Origin of the sequence: Alteromonas sp. Cnat2-8, assembly GCF_022348355.1 — a bacterium.
Taxonomy (GTDB): Bacteria; Pseudomonadota; Gammaproteobacteria; order Enterobacterales; family Alteromonadaceae; genus Alteromonas; species Alteromonas macleodii.
This window is the reverse complement of sequence record NZ_JAKREX010000004.1, coordinates 243783-264995: the sequence shown is the minus strand read 5'-3', so window position 1 is coordinate 264995 and position 21213 is coordinate 243783. Positions and strand designations below refer to the sequence as shown.

Below are 21213 nucleotides of genomic sequence, written 5' to 3'. Positions count from 1 at the left end.
GCCTCGTCAGGCGGTTTTTTTATGTTTGAATACGTATGCATGTTTTTTAACATCCAGTTAACGCGTATCCTGTTGGCATAATTTACGTTTATCACAATGATTGCCATGCCAAATTTCCAATTTCGTTTTTGTCTTAAACCCTTGTCAATTGCTATGCTGTCAATTGGATTAACAGCGTGTACAGGGCCGACCTCTCCAGTGAATAATCAAAATCCGGTGATCAAAGACGCTAGTCTGAAACCATTTGGTCAAAACGGCGAAAGTTCGACGCTAAACGATTCTGCTGAAAGGCAAGGTAAACCTGTTGTTTATCAAGTTTTTACTCGCTTGTTTGGAAACACGAATACAAATAACCAGCCTTGGGGCACAATTGAGCACAATGGGGTAGGTAAGTTTAGTGATTTTACTCCCGAAGCGCTAAAGGCCATAAAATCTTTGGGAACCAGTCATATCTGGTATACCGGTGTGCCGCACCATGCGGTGATTAATGACTACACTGAATTTGGTATTTCAAACGACGACCCAGATGTAGTGAAAGGCAGAGCGGGCTCTCCCTACGCAGTTAAAGATTACTACAACGTTAATCCAGACCTAGCCGATGATCCAGCCAAGCGTTTAGAAGAATTTGAAGCGCTAATTGCCAGGACTCACGCAGCGGGAATGAAAGTTATTATCGATATCGTGCCTAATCATGTCGCCCGTGATTACCATTCACTTTCTGCACCTGAAGGTGTAAGTGATTTCGGCGCGCACGACGACACGTCTGTTGAATACGCCCGTGATAACAACTTTTACTATGTAGTAGGTGAAGCGTTTCAAGTGCCCACAGCTGATAACTATCAACCTCTAGGTGGTGAAAGGCATCCACTATCTGACGGTAAGTTCGAAGAGTTTCCAGCAAAATGGACAGGCAACGGTGCTAGAGCTTCGAAACCGGATATAAACGACTGGTACGAGACCGTAAAAGTGAACTATGGCGTGAAGCCTGACGGCACCTACGACTTTCCAGTTTTACCTGAAGAGTACAGTGATAAGTCTTTTGAAGAACATGCCGCATTTTGGCAAGGAAAAGACGTACCAGATTCATGGTATAAATTCAGAGATATTGCACATTATTGGATAGATAAAGGTGTCGACGGTTTCCGCTACGATATGGCCGAAATGGTGCCTGTCGAGTTTTGGTCGTTTCTAAATAGCAGTATTAAACAAAAGGCACCTAATGCGTTCTTGCTAGCGGAAGTTTATCAACCAGATAAGTATCGCGAGTATATCCACCAAGGCAAAATGGACTACCTTTACGACAAGGTGGGTTTCTACGACACATTAAAAACGATTATGCAGGGGAGTGGAGAAGTAAGCAAACTGGTTACTATTCATGATGAAATCAATGATATCGCCCCGCATATGCTTCATTTTTTAGAAAATCACGACGAACAACGTATAGCCAGCCCCGACTTTGCCGGTAGTGCCGAGAAAGGTAAACCCGCTCTCGCAGTGAGTGCGCTTATTAGCAGTTCGCCTATGCTGTTGTACTTTGGTCAAGATGTGGGTGAAGACGGTAGCGAAGAGACAGGTTTTGGAGATCCAACACGAACGTCAATTTTCGATTATGTAGGTGTTCCTGCCCATCAGCGTTTTATGAACGACGGTAAGTTTGATGCAGGGAAATCTACCGAAGATGAAAAAGCACTTCACCAATTTTACCAAGACGTGATGGCTATTGCTGCCACAAACCCTGCAGTTACAGGTGAATATCAAAGCCTTCACGCGCTCAATCTTGATGTGAAAGATTCAGCCTATACTGAGCAGCAATTTGCTTTTGTGCGCGCGCAAGGTGAGCACGGATTTGTGGTTGTGGCTAATTTTAACGATAAGCCTACAGGAGCAATGAAGCTTGTTGTTCCTTCAAATGTTTTAGGTAAAGATAGCGATCGGATCACGCTAGCGCCTATGCTTTCTCATGAAGGCATAACACTAGAAAAAGCGGGCATTAACTACAACGCTTCGTTCTCATTGGAAGGGCTTGAGACTAAAGTATTCGCCTTCTAATTAGGTTTTATCACATGCTGCTGAGTTAACGCGAAACACCATGTTTTTTTACATGGTGTTTCGTGAATACGTATGCAGAGCATTGGTCAGATCGGACGGGCAAGGTAGTATCTCATCACCATCTTGTACTTAACGTATTTTTAACATGGGGTTGATGTGCCAAAACGTAATCGTGTAACTAATGACAGTGGTCATAAAAAAATCCAAAAGCGCGCAATTCCGCTTCTCCTCAGCTGTATCACTACATTTCCTTTGTTCTCAGTTCAATCATCTGCAAACAGTGGCATTGATGTTTACCCGCCGAATTGGTGGGTTGGTATGCAAAACAGTAATGTAGAATTGATGCTTTATGGTGATGATGTTGCCGATGACACTGTTTCAATAGCGAAAGGCGATGTAAGCGTTAAGCATAGCCAAGCCCTTGATAGTGAAAACTATCTATTCGTAACGCTAGACACGTCGAATGTTAGTGCCCAAGAACTAGTTATCAGGCTTACTGACAGCGATGGTACGACCCGTGATTTAACTTACACGTTAGAAAAAAGAGCACAAGGCTCAGCGTCGCGCGAAGGCTTTGGGCCTCAAGATGCTATTTATCTTATTGCCCCAGACAGATATGCCAATGGTAATGAGGAAAATGATAATGTTAAGGGTTATGGCGATCCCGCAGACCGTTCATTCAAAGGTGGTCGCCACGGTGGTGACATTCAAGGTATTGTTGATAACCTCACTTACATTCAGGATATGGGCTTTACTCAAATATGGACAATGCCCATGCTCGAAAATGCCATGGATAAATACAGTTATCATGGCTATTCCACCACGGATTACTACAAAATAGACCCTAGATTTGGTTCCAATGACGATTTTATTGCGTTAAGTACTGAAGCTAAATCAAAGGGTCTTGGCATTATAATGGATATGGTACTTAACCATATAGGCAGTAATCATTTATGGATGAAAGATACGCCGTCACACGACTGGATCAATAACAACGGTAAATTTGTAGGGACAACCCACAAGCGTGAAGCTCTTCACGACCCTCACGCCATAGCAAGCGATATAAAAGGGTTTAGCGATGGTTGGTTTGTGCCAACCATGCCGGACTTAAATCAGCGCAATCCGCATTTAGCGAACTACCTTATTCAAAACGCGATTTGGTGGGTTGAAAGCGCTGGGCTAAGTGGAATACGTGTGGATACGTACTCCTATCCTGATAAGGCGTTTTTGAGCCAATGGACAAACCGCATAATGGACGAGTACCCGAATTTCAATATAGTAGGGGAAGAGTGGTCAGTTAACCCCGCAATCACGGCATATTGGCAGGCGGGTAGCCACCGCCACGATGATTACGATAGCGCTCTACCATCGGTTATGGATTTCCCGCTTCAAGCCGCAGTCGTTGAAGCGTTGAGCAATGACGAAAGCTGGAATTCTGGCTTCATCTCTGTATACGAAACCTTAGCTACTGACTTTTTGTATGGCGACCCGAATAATTTGGTCATCTTTCCTGATAACCACGATATGAGCCGCATTTTTACTCAGCTCGGTCATGATAAAGACAAATGGAATATGGCGATGACGCTATTGCTCACTACGCGCGGTATTCCACAAGTTTTTTACGGTACAGAAATTTTAATGGGTAACGAAGGCAGTGAAGACCACGGTATTATTCGTTCTGACTTTCCTGGCGGGTGGCCTTCGGACAATGACAAAAACGCTTTTACCGGGCACGGTTTAACGGATGATGAGCGTTGGGCACAGCAGCGTGTGAAGGGCTTACTTCAACTGCGTAAATCACACCCTTTGCAGTTTAAAGGCCTGTTGAAGCATTTTGCACCGGAGAATGGGGTTTATACCTATATTCGAGAGGCAAATGTCGATTCAGCCAGTGGTGCAGATAAATCAAATACTAATCAGTCTGATAAAATATTGGTCATCTTAAATAAAAAGCCAGTGGACCTGCCTCTAAATAAGTATGCAGAGGTGCTAAGCACACACCAGACGTTAACACGAGTTAGCGATGGGATATCTTTTAAGACGACGGATACCTTAAGCTTACCAGCAATGTCTGCTAGTGTTTTCATTGTGCAGTAATCGTATTAACTATAGTAAAACAATAAATAGAGCAAAGTATGCAAGCAACTCAACCACGCCTTTCTTTCTGGCAAATATGGAACGTCAGCTTTGGCTTTCTAGGTGTTCAATTCGGTTTTGCACTGCAAAACGCAAACGTAAGTCGGATCCTTTCAGACTTAGGGGCAGACCTTCACTCGCTATCACTATTTTGGCTCGTCGCGCCAATCATGGGGTTAATCGTTCAACCAATTGTTGGCTCAGCATCTGATAGAACGTGGAATCGATTAGGTCGACGCCGCCCGTTCATTCTTGCTGGTGCAATCGCCGCAGTATTGGGTATGATTTTACTGCCGAATGCGCCGATATTTGTTGCCTTCTTGGCACCTATGGTAATGGGCGCGTTAATGGTTGCACTTATGGACGCGTCGTTTAACGTATGTTTTCAGCCGTTTCGCTCATTGGTGTCAGACATGGTACCGCCGTCACAACGCAATGTTGGCTATTCGATTCAGTCGTTACTGATTAATATAGGCGCAGTTATCGGCTCAATACTGCCATTTGTACTTACCAATGTTATTGGCCTTGAAAATACGGCACAAATGGGTGAGGTTGCACCTTCTGTTGTTTGGGCTTTCTACATTGGCGCTACAGTACTGCTTGGTACGGTCATTTGGACGGTAGTTCGTACCAAAGAATACGCACCAGATGAATACAACCGCTATAAAGGGCTTACCGAAGAGCAGCCTGCAACTGAAAAAGCGCCTAAAGCACCGCTAGGACAACGCTTAAGTGAGTTTTTCACGTTAGTAAAAGATATGCCAAAGACGATGAAACAACTTGCTGTCGTGCAGTTTTTCTCGTGGTTTGCGCTCTTTATTATGTGGGTATATACCACACCTGCTATTACGCAACATATATGGAATGTAGATAAGCAGTGGTTTGACCCAGCTTATATTGCTGCAGCCCCGATGGTGCCTGAAACCATCATCATGGCCAAGGGAGCTGCTGGTGATTGGGTAGGGATTCTATTTGCTGCGTATTCGGTATTTGCTGCTATTTTTTCTATTTTCTTGGCAAAACTTGCTGACAAGTTTGGACGCAAAACGGTTTACGCTTCGTCTTTAGCGCTAGGTGGCCTGAGCTACGTAAGCTTCTTGTTATTCCAAGACCTAACGATGATCAACGTAAACTTACTGATTACTGAAGTAACAGTACCTTTGGGCGCAGTGAAGCTGTTAATCCCTATGGTAGGCGTAGGTATTGCGTGGGCTGCTATTCTTGCTATGCCTTACGCTATGTTAGCTGGTGCGTTACCTGCAAATAAAACGGGTGTTTATATGGGTATCTTTAACTTTACCGTAGCCGCCCCTCAAATTGTATCGGGCCTAACTGCTGGCTGGATTCTAAGTTCTGTTTTCGACAACGACGCAAAGTACATTATCGTTGTTGCCGGAGTTTCTATGTTAATTGGTGCGGTTTCAGTTTTCTTCGTGAACGAGGCCGATAAGCAAGAAATTGAAGAAGCGCAGGGAGCTTAATATGTCATTTAATCGTACAACAATCGCATTAACGTTAGCTGGTTTATTTTGCTCAGCCTGCTCGAGTACATCTGTTCCTTCATCTAACGATATACAAGAAAACAGCCACGCTATCGTGGGTACGACTACGCCATTTGCTAGCGAAGCGGTGTACTTTGTTGTAACAGATCGTTTTGTAGACGGCGACCCTTCGAACAATCATGAAGAGCAGGGAGGCGATCACCCTACGTGGCAACTGCCCTTAGAAGGTCCTGAAGGTAAGAAAGCCTATGTGGGTTACATGGGCGGTGATTTACAGGGTATCTTAAACAACGCCGATTATATTAAAGAAATGGGGTTCACAGCAGTATGGATGACGCCTGTCCACGATAACCCGGGCTATGCGTTTAATGGCGATGAACCCATTACTTATGGCGGTGCCTTTAAAGACGGTGGTAAAACGGGTTATCACGGCTATTGGGCAACTAATTTCTATAAAGCTGACGAGCATTTGGTTAGCGCCAATTTAAGCGTTAGTGACTATACGGCGAAAATGCGTCAGCATGGCCTTAAGTCCGTGTTTGATATTGTGGCAAATCATGGCACACCGAGCTTCACCATGGAAAAGGACTTACCCGGCTACGGGGAAATATATGACAGCGATGGAAATCTGGTTGCTGATCATCAAAACTTGGCGCCTGAAGAGCTTGACCCAGAAAAAAACCCGCTTCATAGCTTTTTTCACAACTATCCAGATTTAGTAAAGCTTTCTAATCTAGATGACGAAAACCCCGCTGTACGCGATTATCTCATCAACAGCTATTTGTATTGGATTTCTCAAGGTGCTGATGCATTTAGAATAGATACAATCAGGCATGTGCCTCATGCGTTTTGGCGTGAAGCGTCAGATCGTATACGCGAGAAAAACCCTGACTTTTTTATGTTTGGCGAAGCATTTGACTATGAGGCGAACAACATTGCCCAACATACTTTACCGAAAAATGGGGGCGTCAGTGTATTAGACTTTCCTATGCAAAAGGCCATGGTGAGTGTATTTGAAAAGCCGCTAGAGAGTGATTTTGCTGACTTAGAAACGGTGCTTCATCTTACGCACGGGCCATATAACAATCCATATGAATTAACTACGTTCTACGATAACCACGATATGGCGCGCATTAATGCCACTGATGAAGGCTTTATTAATGCGCATAACTGGTTGTTTACAGTAAGAGGCATTCCGGTTGTATACATGGGATCTGAAATTGGCTTCATGCGCGGTACGGCGGAACATGCTGGCAATCGTAACTATGTTGGCCAAGAGCTCCTAGACCAAGCCAAGACACATCCTATTCAACAGGAGCTTACAAAGATTGCCAATGTGCGTAAAAACACGGTAGCACTGCAGCGCGGTGTTCAAGTCAACGTTGAACTTGACGGTCATCAAGCGGCATTTTATCGCGTTGTTGATACTGCAGAAACACAGCAGACTGCACTTGTATTGCTTAATAAGGGTAATGCCGCACAATCTTTCGAGGTTAGTGACTTTATGCAATCGGGCGACTGGACGGAACAATTATCTGGAGAAACGCAAACGGTAGAACTCGGTGATGCGTTAACCGCAACGGTTAAGCCCAATGGCGTTCAGGTATGGGTGCGCGAAGGTCAAGTAAGTAACAGCGCATTACTTGCAAAAATTAAGCATCAGTTGGCCCGCCAATAAAACGTGTTTAGCGCACAATAAAAAAGCCCCGTGGTTGTTTAACGCCCGGGGCTTTTTGTTTAGTTTCTAGCGTGTAATTTGCGCACGCTTACTCACTGCCACATGACTGCCTAATAATAATATCCGCAGGCATTAAATAATCCTGAACGTCTTCGTTGTTAATGGCTTTTAATAAGGTGTTTACCAATAACTCGCCCGCCAGTTTGGTATTTTGCTGAACAGTGGTGAGCGAAGGCGTGGTGTAGGCTGAAACCGCAATATTGTCATAGCCAACCACGGCTACATCATCAGGCACATTCACTTTTGCCTGGCGCAGCGCTCTAAGCACGCCCATTGCAATAAGGTCTGATGCGCAGACAATTGCTTGGGGAAGTTCGCCACTTTGCAGCAATGATTTCACCGCTTCTGACCCCGCGTCCTCAGTCGAAATAGCATTGCGTTGAACACTTGACTGATCGAGCCCATGAGATTGAAGTGTTTCAAAATAACCGTTAAAACGCGCTTTGAATTCAGGGGCGTGATCGCCGTTGTCGCCAATAAACGCAAAGGAAGTTTTACCCAAGCCAATTAAATGTGACGTTATGCTTTGGCCACCTTGATAGTTATCACAACCGATACTAACCCCTGGGTGGGCTTCATCTGGCGCACCCCAACGAACAAAGTGGGTGCCCTGCGATTCAAGTTGCGCGACTTTGTTTTGGTAATCAGTATAGTCGCCATATCCTAATAGAATAATGCCGTCAGCCTTATTTGAGTCTTCATATTCTGCGTGCCAGTCATCATCTAAATTTTGGAAGGACACAAGCAGATCATAGTTTGCTTGCGCACACGCGCGAGTAATACTGCCGAGCATCGCTAGGAAGAACGGATTAATCATCGAATCATCGGACGTAGGATCTTCAAACAAGAGTAGGGCAATTGTGCTGCTCTTTTGCTTTCTCAAGTTACTTGCGTTTTTATCCACTTTGTAATTGAGTTCCCGGGCAATACGCTGAACGCGATCTCTAGTTTCTTGATTAACTAGCGGGCTATTATTTAACGCTCGCGAAACCGTCGACTGCGAAACACCTGCCAAGTGGGCAATGTCAAAAGAGGTTGCTTTTTCTTTCATAAACACCATGATTTGCTGCTACGACCTTGTTGTCGCGAATTTAGATTACCATATTTTTATAATGACGCGCGCATTTTGAGACGCAGTCGCTCAAATGCCACGCAAAGTTACGATTTCGTCAGTGCTTATTTATATTTTGGAAGTCATAACGGCATTTAGTTTTAGAAGGTATTTGCAGATCGCTCTTAATTCAATCACTTGTCAGGCTTCTTTGAATAAAACATGGTTGAAGTAATTGCGAGAGTGTTATACTCAGCGAGATTTTGAAATATTACGTGCATAAGGGGAACAAGCGAATGGCCGAGACTGAACACCGTCCGACCAATTTTATCCGTCAGATTATTGATAAAGACCTGTCTAGTGGTCTACATGACGCAATTAAAACACGGTTTCCACCAGAGCCGAATGGCTTCTTACACATTGGCCACGCCAAGTCTATCTGCTTGAATTTTGGTATTGCTCAAGACTACACAGGTACGTGCAATTTACGCTTTGACGATACCAACCCTGCAAAAGAAGACATTACCTTCGTTAATTCAATTAAGGAAGATGTGCAATGGCTTGGATTTACGTGGGACGGAGAAGCGCGCTATTCATCGAATTACTTTGACCAACTACACGCATACGCCGTTGAACTTATTGAAAAAGGCTTAGCCTATGTAGATTTTTCAGCGCAAGACGTTATGCGCGAAATGCGTGGCACACTTAAAGAGCCTGGTCAAAATAGCCCTTATCGCGATACAGACGTTGAAACTAACCTCAGTGAGTTTGCCAAAATGACGGCAGGCGAATATAAAGAAGGTGAGTGTAGTCTGCGTGCGAAAATTGATATGGCATCGCCATTTATGTGTATGCGTGACCCGGTAATTTATCGCGTTAAGCATGCTCACCATCATCAAACTGGTGATAAATGGTGCGTGTATCCAATGTACGATTTTACACATTGTATCTCAGACGCCATTGAGGGAATAACGCACTCCCTGTGTACACTAGAGTTCCAGGATAACCGTCGTCTTTATGATTGGGTTATCGAAAACATTTCTATCGACTGCACGCCAAGACAGTATGAATTCTCACGTCTTAATCTAGAATATACGGTATTAAGCAAGCGTCGTCTTATTCAGTTAGTCGACGAAAACCATGTACATGGCTGGGACGACCCTCGCATGCCTACCATTGCGGGTTTACGCCGTCGTGGCTACACACCGGGTTCAATCGTTGAGTTTTGTAAACGCATTGGTGTGACTAAGATGGACAACATGGTTGAAATGTCCATGCTAGAAGCGTGCATACGCGACGACCTAAATGCAAATGCTCCTCGCGCAATGGCCGTACTAGATCCAATAAAGCTCGTTATCGAAAATTATGAGGAAGGCCAGACAGAAACGCTTGTTGCGCCAAATCATCCTAACGATGAAAGTATGGGTACGCGTAACATCGGATTCAGTCGCGAAGTGTATATAGAAGCAGAAGACTTCCGAGAGTCGGCGAACAAGAAGTTTAAGCGCTTAGTGCTTGATAAAGAAGTTCGTCTTCGCAACGCCTACGTGGTTAAAGCTAATCGCGTTGAAAAAGATGAAAATGGCAATGTCACTACCGTTTACTGCACGTATGACCCTGATACGCTTGGTAAAGATCCGGCTGATGGCCGCAAAGTTAAAGGTGTTATTCATTGGGTGGATGCAGCAACAGCACAGGCAGCAGAGTTTAGGCTTTACGACCGCTTGTTTAACGTGCCTAACCCAGCAGCGGAAGAAAACTTTACCGATGCGATTAACCCTGACTCGTTGGAAGTAAAACACGGTTGGGTAGAAGCCGGATTGGCAGACAATGTTCCTGAAGTAGGAGCATGGCAGTTTGAACGCACTGGCTACTTCTGTGTAGATAAAGACAGCACAGACGACAAGCCGGTCTTTAACCGCACTGTAGGTCTAAGAGATACATGGGCCAAAATGGGCGAGTAGGCACTGGCCTTTAGCCATTTATGCGCTGTAAATAAAAAACCGCTTAAGTGCTGCTTAAGCGGTTTTTTTGTTTAATGGAACATTGCTTTCATTAATTACTTTGGTTGGCAATCAAGTGACTGTCCGGTTGTTTCCTTACTGTCTTCGCCCATAAGATAAAGATACGTAGGCATAATATCTTCAGGTGTTTTAAGTGTATCAGGGTTTTCTGCTGGAAACGCTTGAGCGCGCATTTGTGTGCGGGTACCACCTGGATTAATACAGTTAAAGCGCAGTGACTTATTTCGATATTCATCAGCAAGGGTTTGCATAACGCCTTCTGTTGCGAATTTTGATACGGCGTACGTTCCCCAAAATGCGCGACCTTTTCTGCCTACGCTAGAGGTGGTGAAAATTACCGATGCACTTTCTGCCTTCTCTAAAGCGGGAATAAGCGCTTGTGTCATGAAGACCATGCCATTTAGGTTAATTTGCATCACGTCTTGCCATTCTTGCGCATCAATATCTTTAAATGCACTTAGGTGGCCTAAAATACTCGCATTGTGAAGAACACCATCTAATCGGCCAAACTGGTCAATAATGGTTTGCGTCATTTGCTGATAATGAGAGGGCGTTGCGCCTTTGATATCTAAAGGAACAATGGCGGGTTCTTGACCACCTGCTGCGACAATGTCGTCGTACACAGCTTCAAGTTTAGACACAGTGCGGCCTAATAAAATACAAATAGCGCCATGTGCAGCATACGTTTTTGCGGCTTGTGCACCAATTCCATCGCCAGCCCCGGTGATAAGAATAACTTTATCGCGCAATAAATCCGCTGGTGCGTTGTAATCGTTCATCATTTTCCTTCAAAAGGTTCATTTATATCGCAATGATTGGGGCCTGTAGACCCAATTAAGAATCAAACCCCAGATCATACTCAGCCTGACTCACAAGTAAAACAATGAATGAAAATTTCTTCAAACGTAAAAAAAGTTAACAAAAGTAGTTAACAAAACTTTGCAAAGTTGCAACAAAGTCAATAAGATTGAGGAAGATACAACTGGTCTAACATGTTTAAAACTATCATCTACGCCTGTAAAGACAGGGTAGACCAAGCTACTTTTAATAGAGTTAAGTTTTAGACACAGAATAACAACAATGCTTGTAGGGAGTAGAGATGAGAAAACTCGTATTAAGTTCCAGTGTGGCCCTTGCGCTGGGTCTAGCAGGCTGTGGTGGCTCCGATGAAACCCTTTCCGACATTCAGGCCGAAACAGAAGTCCAAACACCATTTTCACGAATCGTTTTTGACCCAGCTAATGGGAACTTGAACATTCCAAACGACCTTCTGATGCTTCCAGGCGATGATGGTTTCTTTGATTACACACTGAATATTCCGGTCGATGACCCTACAGATTTTGCTGACCCGCAAAATGCACTCAACGTGTTAGACGGTTGGTCAACTCAACACCCGTTTGTAATCAATGTAGAAACACCTGCCGGCGCATCGCTTGATGCAAGTACATTATCTTCTGGCGTGTTGCTTTTTGAAGCAACGTTAGGTCTTGACCAAAGTGATCCTGACTGTGCGCAGGTTACAACACCTTCTGCGGGTTGTAAGCTTGGCGATCAACTTACCTTTGGTGTTGATTACGTACTCAGCCTTGCTGATAGCAACACAATCACTTTTGTTCCTCTTAAGCCGCTAAAAGCAGCTCAGGGCTACATGTTAGTAATGACCACTGATTTGAAAGACTCTTCTGGCAAATCGGTTCAGGGTTCAACTACGTGGGACTCAGTAAGACAAGACATCGACACTAATCCTCTATCAAGTGCAGCACAGCTTCAATTACAAGGCTTAGTTAATTCGTTAGTTAATCCAGTGCTTGGTGCGGGTTTCGATCGTGAAGACATTACTTACGTGTCAGCTTTCACCACACAGTCTATTGCCAACTCGCTTGATACCATCAAGAAGGTCATGATTAGCCGTTTTGCACAACTGGCTGCTGGCGGTGACCCGTCCGCTCCAACTGCACTACCTGCAATCACGGTAAGCGATGTATCTGCAGCGCCTAATGCCATGGAAGCACTTGGTCTTGTAAACGCTACTGTTGTAGCTGGCGCAGTAGAGCAGGGTAAACAAGGTTTACCAGATAATATTCAAGCAGCGATTGACGCTACTGATTTCAGCTTGTTAGAAACTTGTGCAGGACTTGCGGGTACGGCGTCTGGTCAACTTTCTGCTCAATGGGGTGCGCTGAACGAATTTGCTGTTGGTGTTTCTACGGGCATTTTAGCGCAAGCCGGTCCTTTCTGTGCAGCTCAACGTTATGAAGGTAATATTGCATTGCCTTATTTCTTGGGTGTTCCAAGTGCAGAGAACCCACTTGCTCCAGTAAATGATTTCTGGAAGGCAGCTTGTGACAGCGGTATTGTTTTAGCTGGTGCTCCTCAAGAATTACTTGCAGACGCAGAGCCAGGTCCTAATGCAGCAATGTGTTCTTCACTAGGCCTTGCTGACGTTCGTATTAACGGCGAAATGTTAGATAGCGCAAGAAACATTACTAAATTCAACCCATATCCACAGCCTACTGGCGGAAACATGGGTACAGAAACGTTAGACGTTCAGGTTACTATTCCTGACCCAGCAATTGCTGGTGCTTTAGGTTTTCCTATCAGCATGCCTGAAGCTGGTTGGCCAGTGGTTATTCTAGCGCACGGCATTACCAGCCAAAAAGAAGATATGCTTGCTATCACAGGTACTCTGTCTCTAGCAGGTATTGCGTCAGTAGCAATCGACCAACCATTACACGGTAGCCGCGGTTTTGACCTTAATGGCGACGGTACAGATGAACTGAACGCGACTACGGTTAGCGCAACTCACTATATGAACCTTGCCAGCTTGCCTACGGCTCGCGACAATCTACGCCAAAGCGTGTCAGATTTACTTGGTCTACGTTTAGGACTAAACGCAGTTGTCGATACCACAGCAGCGCAAAATGTTAAGTTTGATATGTCACGTGTATCGATTATGGGTGTGTCTCTAGGCGCTATCACTGGTGGTAATTTTGCTTCAGTGGCAAACACGTCGATGGGCGGCGATTTAGCAGCACTTGATGGCATGTTTGCTGTCAAGCAAGCTTCTCTTGAGTCTCCAGGGGGCGGTGTTGCTCAGTTCCTAATTGAGTCAGCCGCGTTTGGTCCACTTATCAAAGGTCTGTTGCTGTCTCAGGCTTCTGAAGAGTTTGTTGCCTTGCTAAATCAACTGTATGAAACCACTGATGTGAGCGAAGAACAACTTCGCGCAGCGGTAGCGATTTTCGAAGAAAATCTTACTGCTGAGCAGGCTGCCCAAGTAAATGCAGTATTTGCAGAGTTTGCTTTTGCTGCGCAAACGGTAATGGATGCTGGTGACCCTACTAACTACGCTCAGACACTGGGTAGCAATACGCCAGTTCATATGATGACCGTAGTGGGTGATGGCAGCGACGCGAACCTTCCGGATCAAGTTATTCCAATTTCAACAGCGTTACCATTGTCAGGTCAGCTTCCTCTGGCAGCGACCATTGGCTTAGAGCAAGTGACAACCACGCAAGGTCCTGGTACAGATCCAATTAGCGGAATTGTACAGTTCAATAGTGGTGCTCATGCTTCTAGCTTAAGCCCTGCGGCGAGCGCAGCGGTAACAACGGAAATGCAAAAAGAAGTGGCGGGTTATATTGCGTCTGACGCACTTGTACTGCCAATTTCTGATGAAAGTGTTGTAGCGAACTAACCAAGGGTAGTTTGCTCCAATGGGCAGCGTTACAACTGCTTACATTTTATAGAAAGAAAGCCGGCGTTATTGCCGGCTTTTTTGTAGAAAAATTATAATGTTGTTTGAATGTTTTCATTTGTTAATGTAGTGTGAATTCAGGTCGGATCAGTTTTACTTATACTGTAATTAACACCGCTTTGAAGACGCGTGCGGTAAGAGTGGTTGACCTTTTTCATTTATCATTAGGGAACATTTGAGATGATTGACAACACCTTTAACGCTAAAAGGACGCTTATTGCGTTATCACTCACTGCACTTCTCGGTGCGTGCGGCGATAACGATAACGACTTTTCTAACGTAGAACAACCAGCGCCCACAACGCCTACGACACCCGAACCAACACCAGCACCAATTCCAGCATTTTCTCCTGACGGTACACTGTCCGCGGATGTTACCTGGACCACCTATGGCGTTCCGCATGTGAAAGCCGATAACCTAGAAAGTATGGCTTACGGTGTGGGTTATGCGTTTGCACGCGATAACCTTTGCGTACTGGCCGACCAGATTGTGAAGTATAACTCTGAGAGAGCTAAGTATTTTGGTCCAGATACTGTACCTGGTAGCGGTGATTCAGAGCACCTTATTAACGATTTCGGTTTTCTTACTCTAGGTATTAGAGAGTTAGCAGAAGAGAACTTACCTCGGTTGTCTGCTAATTCACGTGCAATGTTTCAAGGCTACACTGCTGGATACAACCGGTACTTAGCTGAAACTCCTGTAGAAGAACAAGATCAAAGCTGTGCTGGCCAACCATGGGTCACTGAAATTGATAGTGTGGATCTATTAACGTACTCATTAGGCGTGGCGCTATTACCTGGGGCCGCTAATTTCTTAGGACCTATGTTTATTGCAGCGCCTGAAGGTGAGAGTTATCTACCTACTCCAGCTGCGTCCTCAAGTGACGTTGCTTCTACCTTTAAGATTTCACCAACGGTAGGTCTGCCTGAAAAAAATCCTCAAGAAATGGGCTCTAATGGTTGGGGGTTAGGCAGCGATAAAACGACCAATGGCAAAGGTATGGTTTTAGGAAATCCGCATTTTCCTCACACAGGAAACCTACGCTTTTGGAATTTCCATGCTCAAGTACCCGGACACTTGAATGTAACAGGTGGCTCGTTGATGGGATTGCCTGGTGCAGTAAATATTGGATTTAACGAAAACGTTGCATGGACACACACCTTCTCGACGGCTGAACATTTTGTTGTGTATCAGCTGACCCTCGACGAAAATGATGAATCTGGCCTTACCCATATGGTTGATGGCAACAGACGCACCATCTATGAAAAGCCACTTCAAATTGATGTCGCAGTGGGTGGAGGGCAAACCATTAAGCTTAATAAGACCGCGTATTACACCAACTACGGTCCAATGATTGAAGTGCCTGGTAACTTTGATTGGAATGGTAATAATGCCTTTGCCATAAAAGACGCAAATCTGCCTAACTTCGATATTGTAGACCATTGGCTTGCCATGAATATGGCGACATCCATGGACGAGTTTAAGCAGGCGTTTATAGATTACGACGGTGTTATTTTCAATAATACTATGGCTGCATCTGATGATGGTCAAGTCTTCTACATTGACGATTCAACCGTGCCGAATCTAACCGAAACCGCAATTGAGCAACTAACCACAAACCCGTTACTTATTCAAACTAAAGCGGCTGCTGGCTTTACCGTATTACCGGGTAACATTTCGCAGTTTGATTTCGAAGGACCCGTTCCATACGAAGAAGCGCCTAAGTACGAGGGCACGGATTCAGTTCAAAACTCGAACGACAGCTATTGGTTAACGAATTTAAACTCACCAATTGTTGTAAGCAATCCGCTATTTGGTAGCGTGGAATATCAACAAACACTACGCTCAAGAATGGGTCAACAGTTTATTGAAAACGAAGCGGGAAGTGACGGAACCTTTACGCCAGACGAAGTGGAAGGCTTACTGTTTAATAACAGAAGTTATTTAGCAGAGAATATTTTGCCTTCATTGCTTTCGCTATGCGCCGCGCAAGGTTCTACACCTGTAGATGTAGACGGAACTAGCGTTGATGTTTCACAAGCCTGTGCTGCGTTGGAGGATTGGGATGGCACCATGAACCTTACAAGTACTGGTGCACACGTGTTTAGAGAGTTTGCATTCCAGTTTAACCAAGCGCCACAGTGGGAGACGCCGTTTTCACTAGAATCACCAGTCACTACGCCTTCTGGCTTGATGCAAAATGACGTTACTCTTGAACAATTGGCAAGAGCAACACAAGTTATTGAGCAAGCAGGTGTCGCATTTGACGCGCCGCTAGGGGACGTTCAGTTTGTTGAGCGAAGCCTGCCAGATGGCACGGCGTCTGGTATCAAACTACCATGGGCTGGTGCACACAATATTGAAGGTGGCTTTAACGTGTTTGACGTTATAAGCAACAGGAACGGTACGTTGCTTCCACGTCATAACTACGAGCCTGTGAATGGTAACACCATAATGAGTGCAGAAGCTGAAGGCTACCATATTAACTATGGCACCAGTTGGGCTATGGTTATTAACTTCACTGATGAAGGCCCCAAGGGACGGGGTATTCTGACCTACTCACAATCTCGCAAGTATGGCAGTGAACACTTCTTAGACCAAACTCAGCTTTATTCTACGCAGCCTACGCTAAGAGATATCTTCTTTACTGACGAGGAGATAGAGGCTAACAAGATAGAGCAAGTTACCCTATCGTCAGAATAAGATGAGACTGGTATTATAACGTAATTAGCAAAGCGGCGTTGCTTTTCACAAAGCAAGGCCGCTATTTACGTTGTGGGTAAACAACGACGCTTACCCGTTTATTTTACTAGGAGTAAAGTTTGGAGTTTTTGTACGAGTACGGTTTGTTTGTTGCCAAGGCAGTAACGCTAGTTATCGCTTTTATTGTGGTTGTATCTACCATTGTTGGCTTAGCGAGTAAGCAAAAGCATGGGAAAGGGCAACTTGAGATCGTGTCTATTTCTGAGCAGTTGAAAGACATTACAAATTACGCGAAACAGGTTCTGTTAGATAAAAATGCGTTAAAGAAATTAGCCAAGGAACAGAAAAAAGAAGCGAAAGCTAAAAATAAAGCAAAAAACAAAGCCAAAATCACAGAACAGGGCGAAGAGTCTGAGAAGTCCCGTCTTTATGTCATCGACTTTAAAGGTTCGATGGACGCCAATGAAGTGGAACACTTACGAGAAGAAATTACCGCTATCTTATGTGTAGCAAATAAAGAAGACGAAGTCTTGGTTCGACTTGAAAGTGGTGGGGGTGTTGTACACGGCTATGGACTTGCAGCGTCTCAACTTCAGCGTATCAAGGAAAAGGGTCTTAAACTAACGATTGCGGTAGATAAAGTGGCGGCAAGCGGTGGTTACATGATGGCTTGTGTTGCAGACAAATTACTGGCGTCTCAATTTGCTTACATTGGCAGCATAGGCGTTTTAGCTCAGTTGCCTAACTTCAATAAACTATTGAAGAAAAATGATATTGAGTTTGAGCAACACACCGCTGGTGAATTCAAGCGTACTCTAACCGTATTTGGTGAGAACAACGATGAAGGCCGCGCGAAATTTAAAGAAGAAATTGAAGAGATTCATGTACTGTTCAAAGACTTCGTTCAAAGCCAGCGTCCAGATATGGACATCGATAAAGTCGCCACAGGCGAGTATTGGCCAGGTATTAAAGCTAAGTCGCTTGGCTTAATTGACGACATCACAACCTCAGATGACTATATTCTTTCTCATTATCCCGCACGCGAAATATTTAGTGTTAAGTATGCTGTGAAGAAAAATGTAGCAGAGAAACTGGGGATGTCTGCAGCAAATGTTGTCGAGCGCGTGTTTATGAAATCAATGAGCAAAGCGCGTCACTGGTTTTAATAGCGACAATTTGTCTGTGTTGATAATTCAGGACCGATAAAACGATTGTTAACACAGACGTACGTTAAATTTTTAACCTACAAAAAGATAATAAAAAGAATATGGCACGGCATACTAAAACCGATATATTAGATGCGGCAGAGTACTTATTTTCTCAAAGCGGGTTTACTCAAACATCCATGCGCGAGATTACTGCCAGAGCAGAAGTGAATTTGGCGTCGGTGAACTATCACTTCGGCAGTAAGAAGAATTTAATTCAAGCCGTGTTTAAAAGGTACTTTGATCACCTAATGCCGCAGGTAGAGTCTTGCTTGGCGTCTTTGACACCTATGGAAGGTGCGAAGGGCGTTGAGCAACTCTTGTATTCGTTGATCCCTCCTATGCTTAACCTCAACACCATTTCAGAGCAGGGTACTTCTACGTTTGTTAAGTTGCTAGGACGTGGCTACAACGAAACTCAGGGGCATTTGCGTAAGTTCTTAATGAATGATTACGGTGATTGTATCCGTGCACTTGTCGACGCTATAAGGCGTTGTCTTCCTGATCTACCTGAGGAAGAACTATTCTGGCGCTTGCATTTTGCGATGGGAAGTTTTGTATTTTCAATGGCGTCAAGCCAAGCGCTAACAGAAATAGCTGAGTCTGACTTTCACAAGCATGTCGATATAAAAGAAGTTATCCAGCACCTAGTTCCATTCGTAGCCCAAGGGCTAGCAGGCAAATAATTCAAGCGCGCTCGTTAAATACTCAGTTGAGAAAGAGTGGTAAGCTATTATTCTTTCATAATAAATAGTGAAGGGGTCACATAACATAAGTGCCTCAACGACACTTACGGTATGCGACATTTATTGCGTTTTTACACCAGTAGCTAAACAAGATATTAAATCAGGTTATGCAAAATTATCGAGGAAGGGTTGCGCCAGGCGCCTCTGCATTGAGCTTTTCTGCCCAGAAATCCTTTACCGAAAATCCTGACTTTTTGGATGAAGGTGCCTTTTTCTTCGCTGGTTTCGCTGCGGCTTTTGCCTCTTTCTTTGGCGCTTTTTTCTCTTCGCTTTCACTCGTGGCGTCAGAAGAGCCAGAAGCTAACGACGCTGTCATCTCTTGAAGCTGTGCTAAACGGACGTTCTTACCGCTATCTACACTGTACCAACCACTTTTGCTCTCAATAGATGGTGCTTTGCCGTTCGCCTTTTTATAAGCTTCGGTAAATGCTGCTATCACTTCGTCTTTGTCTAAGTTTGCCATGCTTTTTTGCTCTTTATTTTGTTAAGATGACGAACGCTATGCGACGTATGTAATTGCTATAACGCTGAGAAAAACTCGCCCAGCGTAACGACCAAGCCAGCAAGTGTCGCAAAACTAAAATTGGATCTACTCACCACTCATAATTGTCTAATTACAGGTATAATGCTAAACGTTCGCGTCTTTTTATAACGTTTTTTGAACAATTTGTCTAACTTTCAACCGGAGGACTTGTGTCTATTACCCGCCTAGAACTACAAAATTATCTTGATGGAATGTTAAGGGTTAGCGAGATCAGTGATTATTGCCCCAATGGATTACAGGTAGAGGGCGCAAGTAAAATTGAGAAGATAGTTACCGGTGTAACTGCGTCACAAGCACTCGTTGATGCCGCCATTGAAGCTAAGGCAGATGCGCTAATTGTTCACCATGGTTATTTTTGGAAAGGTGAGTCACAAGTGATTGCGGGCATGAAAAAGCGGCGCCTTCAAGCGCTACTGTTAAATGATATCAATTTATTTGCTTATCACCTTCCACTGGATGTACACCCTGAATTTGGCAACAACCGACAACTTGCATCGCTATTAGGCATTCAAAATATAAGTGCGGTGAGCGGTGTGAAGCCTGTTGGCGTTGTTATGCACGGAAATTTTGAAGAAGAAATTGAAGGGTCAGCGTTACAGGTTAAATTACAGAAGTTGCTAGGGAGAGACGTGCTGATTGAGGGGCCTGTATCAAAACCTATATCGAAGCTTGCTTGGTGCACGGGAGGTGGACAAGGGTTCATCGAACAAGCGGTTGAACTGGGCGTCGATGCATTTATTACCGGAGAAGTGTCTGAACAAACTGTACACACGGCAAGGGAAATGGGGATAACTTTTTTTGCTGCTGGTCATCATGCTACTGAACGATACGGTGTGAAATCCTTAGGAGAGCACATTGGGCAGCAATTCGACGTGCCTGTCGAGTTTATTGATATTGACAATCCTGCTTAGCGATGACTGTAGTATATGAATAACGATCGTATCTTCGATGGTATTGCAGAAAAATTCTCTAGCAATATATATGGCACTACTAAGGGAAAGCTCAGGCACACCTTATTATGTGATGTTCTCGAGCCTTATTTAACCACGCCTGTTCGCGCTATTGAAATAGGCGGGGGGACAGGTGTAATGACAGCGCATATTGCTTCTAAAGGGCATTCTGTTGTGTTAACTGACGCGTCGAAGGATGTACTTAAACAAGCTGAGGCACTGCTTGCAGATGCACCAAATATTACAATTAGGCATCAATATTTGCAGCAGATTGAGGATTTAGACAGTTTTGATTTAGTGATTTGCCATGCGGTTTTAGAGTGGCTGGATGCGCCCTTTGATGCTATCGATTTTATGTATAAGAACATGAAGCCAGGGTCCCGTTTAAGCCTAAGCTTTTTCAACCAAGATGCGAATTTGTTTGCCAATGCTATCTACGGAAACTTTGATTACATCGCGAAAGGGATGAAAGTTAAAAAGCAAGTTAGACTGAACCCAAAACAGCCGTTAAGTGCAACCCGCGTGGTTGAACATTGTGAATCATTGGGTTTCAAAATTATCGAAAAAGCAGGCATTCGTTGTTTCCATGATTACATGCGAGATATAACCCATCAAAGCAGCAAATTTGATGACTTACTTGCGCTAGAGCGGCAGTATCATAGGCAAGCGCCTTACCTTTGGTTAGGAAAATATTTTCAGCTGATTCTAGAAAAAGAGAAATAGAAAAAGCCAGTAAAAAAGAGTTTGTTGGGATATTTACGTGACGGACTACATAGGGTTATGAGCGCGCTAATACGTAGATAGTTGT

The 21213-nt window shown here is 44.3% G+C and carries 14 protein-coding genes; 11 read left to right on the top strand and 3 right to left on the bottom strand.

Features of this window, described 5'->3' with window-relative positions; all coding sequences use genetic code 11:
• The first annotated feature begins 96 nt into the window (after window positions 1–96).
• From MHN00_RS12045 to MHN00_RS12030, 4 genes are all read left to right on the top strand, one after another.
• Window positions 97–2049 (top strand): alpha-amylase family protein, encoded by a 1953-nt coding sequence (locus tag MHN00_RS12045; protein WP_239301262.1) that lies wholly within the window; start codon window positions 97–99, stop codon window positions 2047–2049.
• A 156-nt stretch (window positions 2050–2205) separates the two neighbouring features.
• Window positions 2206–4146 (top strand): glycoside hydrolase family 13 protein, encoded by a 1941-nt coding sequence (locus MHN00_RS12040; RefSeq protein WP_239301261.1) that lies wholly within the window; start codon window positions 2206–2208, stop codon window positions 4144–4146.
• A 38-nt stretch (window positions 4147–4184) separates the two neighbouring features.
• The gene (locus tag MHN00_RS12035) at window positions 4185–5666 is read left to right on the top strand and encodes an MFS transporter (RefSeq protein WP_049588619.1); all 1482 of its coding nucleotides are present in this window, start codon (window positions 4185–4187) and stop codon (window positions 5664–5666) included.
• Between the two features lies 1 nt (window position 5667).
• On the top strand, window positions 5668–7365 hold the full coding sequence (locus MHN00_RS12030; RefSeq protein ID WP_239301260.1) for an alpha-amylase family glycosyl hydrolase: 1698 nt from the start codon (window positions 5668–5670) through the stop codon (window positions 7363–7365).
• Window positions 7366–7453: 88 nt separating this feature from the next.
• Here MHN00_RS12030 and MHN00_RS12025 read toward each other — a convergent pair whose 3' ends face one another.
• A complete protein-coding gene (locus MHN00_RS12025; RefSeq protein ID WP_014949462.1) occupies window positions 7454–8476 on the bottom strand; it encodes a LacI family DNA-binding transcriptional regulator in 1023 nt (340 codons plus the stop codon).
• 296 nt (window positions 8477–8772) lie between these two features.
• Here MHN00_RS12025 and glnS point away from each other — a divergent pair, with 296 nt between their 5' ends.
• Complete coding sequence (gene glnS, locus MHN00_RS12020; protein WP_039227768.1) at window positions 8773–10440, top strand: glutamine--tRNA ligase; 1668 nt, start codon at window positions 8773–8775, stop codon at window positions 10438–10440.
• 95 nt (window positions 10441–10535) lie between these two features.
• On the opposite strand, the gene MHN00_RS12015 is transcribed toward glnS, so the two are convergent.
• On the bottom strand, window positions 10536–11279 hold the full coding sequence (locus tag MHN00_RS12015) for a YciK family oxidoreductase (RefSeq protein WP_014949464.1): 744 nt from the start codon (window positions 11277–11279) through the stop codon (window positions 10536–10538).
• A 320-nt stretch (window positions 11280–11599) separates the two neighbouring features.
• On the opposite strand from MHN00_RS12015, the gene MHN00_RS12010 reads away from it, so the two are divergent.
• The 4 genes from MHN00_RS12010 (at window position 11600) to MHN00_RS11995 (ending at window position 18851) form a co-directional block, all read left to right on the top strand.
• Complete coding sequence (locus MHN00_RS12010; RefSeq protein WP_014949465.1) at window positions 11600–14197, top strand: VolA/Pla-1 family phospholipase; 2598 nt, start codon at window positions 11600–11602, stop codon at window positions 14195–14197.
• Window positions 14198–14437: 240 nt separating this feature from the next.
• On the top strand, window positions 14438–16960 hold the full coding sequence (locus MHN00_RS12005) for an acylase (RefSeq protein WP_239301259.1): 2523 nt from the start codon (window positions 14438–14440) through the stop codon (window positions 16958–16960).
• Window positions 16961–17079: 119 nt separating this feature from the next.
• Window positions 17080–18126, top strand: a complete 1047-nt coding sequence (gene sohB, locus MHN00_RS12000; protein ID WP_039227763.1) for a protease SohB — start codon at window positions 17080–17082, stop codon at window positions 18124–18126.
• A 101-nt stretch (window positions 18127–18227) separates the two neighbouring features.
• A complete protein-coding gene (locus tag MHN00_RS11995; protein ID WP_014949468.1) occupies window positions 18228–18851 on the top strand; it encodes a TetR/AcrR family transcriptional regulator in 624 nt (207 codons plus the stop codon).
• Window positions 18852–19026: 175 nt separating this feature from the next.
• Here MHN00_RS11995 and MHN00_RS11990 read toward each other — a convergent pair whose 3' ends face one another.
• On the bottom strand, window positions 19027–19374 hold the full coding sequence (locus MHN00_RS11990) for a hypothetical protein (protein WP_239301258.1): 348 nt from the start codon (window positions 19372–19374) through the stop codon (window positions 19027–19029).
• Window positions 19375–19604: 230 nt separating this feature from the next.
• On the opposite strand from MHN00_RS11990, the gene MHN00_RS11985 reads away from it, so the two are divergent.
• Together MHN00_RS11985 and MHN00_RS11980 are read left to right on the top strand one after the other, a co-directional pair.
• Complete coding sequence (locus tag MHN00_RS11985; RefSeq protein ID WP_075176578.1) at window positions 19605–20366, top strand: Nif3-like dinuclear metal center hexameric protein; 762 nt, start codon at window positions 19605–19607, stop codon at window positions 20364–20366.
• 15 nt (window positions 20367–20381) lie between these two features.
• Window positions 20382–21128 (top strand): methyltransferase, encoded by a 747-nt coding sequence (locus MHN00_RS11980; RefSeq protein ID WP_014949471.1) that lies wholly within the window; start codon window positions 20382–20384, stop codon window positions 21126–21128.
• Window positions 21129–21213 lie beyond the last annotated feature (85 nt).